Raw genomic sequence first — 5,313 nt, 5'->3', positions numbered from 1 at the left:
GTCGTCAGACCCGAGAGATTGGTCTCGGCCGGGCGTCGACGCGATTGTTGATGCAGTACTTTCTACTGCTCGACCTGGCGCAATCGTGCTTTTGCACGACGGCTGTCCTCCCGATGAGGTTGGGCTTTCGGGTCTGCGTGACCAAACTCTTTTGGCGCTTTCACGTATCATCCCGGCGCTGCACAGCCATGGTTTTCGAATTCGTGCACTTCCCAGCATCACAGAACAGACGAGAGCCCATGTATCTGCTTGACACAGCCAGCATCGCCGCCATCTCGCTCTATGCCCTGCTCTCGACCGCTTACAAGAGCATGCAGGTCCTTTATACTCGCCCCGCAAACGGATCAGCAATCTCGGCGCCACCGGTCGCGACCGGCCCCCGGCCAGCCGTTGATGTTATCGTCCCCTGCTTTAACGAGGACCCGCGCATCCTCTCGGCGTGCCTCGCGTCCATTGCAGACCAGGATTATGCTGGAGAACTGCGAGTCTATGTCGTCGATGACGGTTCTAGGAACCGCGACGCAATCGTGCGTGTACATGATGCTTATGCGCGCGATCCGAGGTTCAGCTTTATTCTGCTCCCGGAGAATGTCGGAAAACGCAAAGCGCAGATCGCCGCAATACGCCAATCATCTGGAGATTTGGTGCTAAATGTGGACTCAGACAGCACTGTCGCGTCCGACGTCGTGACCAAGCTCGCATTGACGATGCAAAATCCGGGGGTCGGTGCGGTGATGGGCCAGTTGATCGCCAGCAACCGGCGTGACACTTGGCTGACGCGATTGATCGATATGGAGTATTGGCTTGCCTGCAACGAAGAACGCGCGGCACAGGCACGCTTCGGTGCCGTGATGTGTTGCTGCGGCCCAAGTGCTATGTACCGGCGGTCCGCGCTCCTTTCCCTGCTAGATCAGTACGAGACGCAACTGTTTCGGGGCAGACCAAGTGACTTCGGTGAGGATCGCCATCTGACGATTCTCATGCTGAAAGCAGGCTTCCGAACCGAGTATGTTCCGGACGCCGTCGTAGCAACAGTCGTTCCGGACACGCTGGGATCGTATCTGCGCCAACAACTGCGTTGGGCACGCAGCACGTTCCGGGACACCTTTCTAGCACTCCAGCTACTGCCAGGCCTTGACCGCTTTCTCACGTTCGACGTGATCGGGCAGAATGTCGGGCCGCTGTTACTCGCGGTGTCACTAGTGACGGGACTTGCGGAATTCATACTGTCAGCCACAGTGCCATGCTGGACAGTCTTGATGATTGTCTCCATGACCATGATACGCTGCAGTGTTGTAGCGTTTCGTGCTCGCCAACTTAGATTTTTGGGTTTCGCGCTGCACACACCTATTAACCTCTTTCTCTTACTTCCTTTGAAAGCCTATGCCTTGTGTACATTGTCTAACAGCGATTGGCTGTCGCGCGGTTTCGCTCCGAATGTACCGGACAGCGGTCGAAAGCAGATCGCGGTGCAAAGCCCAAGGTTGGCGGCATCCGAAGGCACGTCCGATGTCGCGTGATTAGCCAGATACCGTAGATCGGCGAGTTTTGCAAAAGGAGGCGAAAGTCAATTGTTAAATCGTGAGTTGGGCCCACAGGTTTCGTGCCGCCTTGAGCCGAGTCCGTTCGAGCGGGAGGGCCCCACGGGTTTCAGCGTCAAGATTTCCACACCTGATTCCATGTCAACCGTGGCAATCGATCTTGCCGACGTAAAAAAGTCATACGGTGACAGATCCGTTGTCGATGGACTCTCGTTCACCGTTGCGGCGGGTGAGTGCTTCGGTCTGTTAGGGCCGAACGGCGCGGGGAAAAGCACGATCACGCGTATGATCCTTGGCATGACAACCCCTAGTACGGGTGAGATCACTGTGCTCGGGGTGCCGGTGCCTGCGCGGGCTCGCCTAGCTCGCATGGGTATCGGCGTAGTTCCGCAGTTCGACAACCTCGACTTGGAATTCACCGTGCGCGAGAACTTGTTGGTCTTCGGGCGATACTTCCGGATGAGCAAGAACGAAATCGAAGCGATCATCCCATCGCTCCTTGAGTTTGCGCGCCTTGAGAGCAAAGCCGATGCCCGTGTCGTGGACCTATCCGGCGGTATGAGGCGGCGCCTGACACTGGCGCGTGCGCTCATCAACGACCCCCAGCTCTTGATATTGGATGAGCCGACCACTGGACTCGACCCGCACGCGCGCCACCTGATCTGGGAACGGCTGCGCTCGCTGTTGGCACGCGGCAAGACGATTCTCCTGACCACCCATATCATGGAAGAGGCCGAGCGGTTGTGCGACCGGCTGTGCGTGCTCGAAGAAGGGCGAAAGATCGCCGAAGGCCGGCCTCAAGAGCTGATAGACGAGCAGATCGGTTGCCAGGTAATTGAGGTCTACGGTGGGAATCCCCATGAGTTGAGTGCGCTGGTCAGTTCATACGCGCGGCACATAGAGGTGAGCGGCGAGACCCTCTTCTGTTATGCCCCCGACCCAGAGCAGGTGCGAGTGCAACTGGACGGGCGCGCGGGTCTGCGCATTCTACAGCGTGCGCCTAATCTTGAGGACGTCTTTTTACGGTTGACCGGGCGTGAGCTGAAGGACTGAACGATGTGGAAGCTTTATGCGGCGGCTCTGCCCGCCAACGTGTGGAACTGGGTTTCCGTATGGCGCCGCAATTATCTGGCATGGAAAAAAGTCGCGCTTGCGTCGATCCTAGGTAACCTCGCCGACCCCTTGATCTACCTGTTCGGCCTCGGCACTGGCTTGGGAATGATGGTTGGGCGCGTTGACGGCGTATCGTACATTGCATTTCTGGCAGCCGGACTGGTTGCGACAAGCGCGATGAGCGCGTCGACCTCCGAAACGGTTTACGCGGCTTTCGCTCGCATGCGCTCTCAAGGCACTTGGGAAGCAATCCTATACACACAGGTCACGATCGGCGATATCGTTGTCGGTGAATTGGCGTGGGCAGCGACCAAGGCGTCTCTGGCGGGTACCGGAATTGGGATCGTCGCCGCCATGCTGGGCTACGCGGAATGGTCGTCCCTCCTCTATGCGCTGCCGATCATCGCCCTGACCGGCCTAGCGTTTGCGAGCCTAGCCATGGTCGTCACGGCACTTGCGCCCAGTTACGACTATTTCATATTCTATCAGACGCTCGTCATCACACCGATGCTGTTCCTGTCCGGCGCTGTCTTTCCAGTCGACCAACTGCCTGGCGCTTTTCAACAGGTAACACGATTCTTGCCGCTGGCACATTCGATCGAGCTCATCCGTCCGACAATGCTCGGCCGCCCGGTGATCGATGTCGGCCTGCATATCGGCGCTCTTTGTATCTACGTAGTAGTACCATTTTTCTTGTCGGCTGCATTGCTCCGTCGACGCCTAATGCCGTGACCAGACATGGTGCGGCGGACAATACGGGTCATCAGTGGAAACTTCCACTAACATCTATTGGAGCATAGCGGTTCTGGCTTGTCTTGTCGCAGCATGGAGGGCCGATCGGAACGGCGAACGGGCATCATCGCGTCTTGCCTCTTAGGGGGCGATCACATCGCGCTCTAGTCTTAAGGGCCGATCGACATTCATGGTATCCAGATCATGATCGCAGCGAGATGGATGAATCCTATGAAGTGAATAGTTCGACGTTCGTAGCGTGTGGCAAAGCGTCGGAAGTGTTTCAGGCGATTGAAGCACCTTTCGATGCGATTGCGATGCTTGTAGATGATCGGATCATGCGGAATGATGACTTTTCGGGAACGGTTTGAGGGTATGACCGCTTCGGCCTCCATCTTCGCGATTGTTGCCCGCAAGGCATTGCTGTCATAGGCTTTATCGCCCAGAACGGCCTGACCTGTCTGATCATGAAGAAGAGCGGGAGCTTGCGTGATGTCGCCGACCTGGCCGGCCGTCACGATAAAGCGCAAGGGACGCCCGAGTGCATCGGCCAGCATATGGATCTTGGTCGTTAGTCCACCTCTGGAACGCCCCAGCGCCTGATCCTTGGCCCCCCTTTTCCGCTCGCCGCCTGTTGATGGGCACGCACGATGGTGCTGTCGATCATTAAGTACTGATTGTCCCGGTCAGCAGTGAGGGCATCAAAGACCCGTTCCCATACGCCGGCATGGCACCAGCGACTGAACCGGCGATGGACCGTCTTCCACTTGCCGTAGCGCTCCGGCAGGTCCCGCCAGTGTGCACCCGAGCGCAGCACCCACAAACATCCGTTCACAAACAACCGGTTATCTACGCCCGTCCGACCTGGATCGCTGGCCTTGCCTGGCAACAAAGGCGCAATTCTCGACCATTGCGCCTCGTTCAACTCGTATCGCTTCACTCCCATCAAGGCCTCCGTGCTTCACACGGTACCCTATGAATCAGTGATCAACCGATTTGGGAATCCTGAATGTCGATCGGTCCTAAGTCGCTGACAACGTGACATCACCCCGCCGCCTCTTGTCAGCACCTTCGGAGGCATAGCCGACCAGCGGCGCCAGCGTTGAAATGTTTGCTTGCAAAGCGCGGAGTCGAGGCATCGCACTGAGCGCCGATCGGGCCGGCCCTTCCTTTATCTGATGGCAATGACGGGGATATAGCTGCTTTATAAGCTTTTCGGTCACGCTCTGTCAAATAACAAGAAAATTTCCACTCAACGCGGCAACCGGGAAAGCTCACATCTATAGCTATCTTCAAGCGTCCAACTTACGACATTCATCGTCACCTTTGTCGGCTCCGCGACACGCATTCCTCTTCGCCCGATCCCGCATTTTCCGCCCACCTCTTTGAGATAGCAGCGAATAATTGTTTCGTCAGCTCAATCGGCCGACTTGGCACGAATCTTGAAACTCCTTCAGGAGGCACGAGAGGAGTTCATTATGCCGTTGATCAAGACGAACACCAACAACGCAATCCGGGGAAGAATTACCCCGAACCGTGGGCAGCAGCAGAATGACTGTGCGGCTGTCATTGCACAAATCACTTTCGCCGATCTAGGACGTGGGGCTGGCACATTGCACAACGTGGGCGTTGCCCGAGTCGACATGCAAGGACGAACCGCGGCGGGTGACGCGAACATCCAAGTCCAGATCGGTAAAGGTACGGTCGCTGCTGCAATGATCTCCAACTCCGTGCAACAGACGACGGATCCAGCCAATCAAAGGGGAGCGGCCAACGGCACCATCTCGGTGCTCAATCAAAGCATGGACACCGGGACAGTCTGGACTTTGACAGGAACGCTTCCATGACAGTCCACCATCACATGTGGATCAACAGTAAATTCCGCTAAAGGAGCAGCCTATGGCTACCGTGAAAGTCGATATCAACA

The 5,313-nt window shown here is 56.9% G+C and carries 4 protein-coding genes and 2 pseudogenes; 5 read left to right on the top strand and 1 reads right to left on the bottom strand.

Annotated features, from left to right (window positions below):
* The 4 genes and pseudogenes from BN1800_RS38865 to BN1800_RS38850 all read left to right on the top strand — a co-directional run.
* Nucleotides 1–253: pseudogene (locus BN1800_RS38865) on the top strand (hypothetical protein); the annotation flags it as partial.
* Nucleotides 240–1,520, top strand: coding sequence for a chitooligosaccharide synthase NodC (gene nodC / locus BN1800_RS38860; RefSeq protein WP_027513879.1), 1,281 nt, complete (start codon nt 240–242; stop codon nt 1,518–1,520). The pseudogene BN1800_RS38865 and the gene nodC, both read left to right, overlap by 14 nt.
* Before the next feature lie 51 nt (nt 1,521–1,571).
* Nucleotides 1,572–2,594 carry a nodulation factor ABC transporter ATP-binding protein NodI gene (gene nodI / locus BN1800_RS38855; protein ID WP_084606775.1) on the top strand — a complete coding sequence of 341 codons (1,023 nt, stop codon included), beginning with the start codon at nt 1,572–1,574 and terminating at the stop codon, nt 2,592–2,594.
* Between the two features lie 3 nt (nt 2,595–2,597).
* Nucleotides 2,598–3,386: an ABC transporter permease gene (locus tag BN1800_RS38850; protein ID WP_027513881.1), complete on the top strand. Its 789-nt coding sequence runs from the start codon at nt 2,598–2,600 to the stop codon at nt 3,384–3,386.
* A gap of 188 nt (nt 3,387–3,574) precedes the next feature.
* Here BN1800_RS38850 and BN1800_RS38845 read toward each other — a convergent pair.
* Nucleotides 3,575–4,332 (bottom strand): annotated as a pseudogene (locus BN1800_RS38845) (IS5 family transposase).
* Nucleotides 4,333–4,864: 532 nt separating this feature from the next.
* On the opposite strand from BN1800_RS38845, the gene BN1800_RS38835 reads away from it, so the two are divergent.
* The gene (locus tag BN1800_RS38835; protein WP_087006186.1) at nt 4,865–5,233 is read left to right on the top strand and encodes a hypothetical protein; all 369 of its coding nucleotides are present in this window, start codon (nt 4,865–4,867) and stop codon (nt 5,231–5,233) included.
* Nucleotides 5,234–5,313: the final 80 nt, after the last annotated feature.

The organism is Rhizobium sullae (assembly GCF_900169785.1).
Taxonomy (GTDB): Bacteria; Pseudomonadota; Alphaproteobacteria; order Rhizobiales; family Rhizobiaceae; genus Rhizobium; species Rhizobium sullae.
This window is presented reverse-complemented; position numbering and strand designations above follow the sequence as displayed.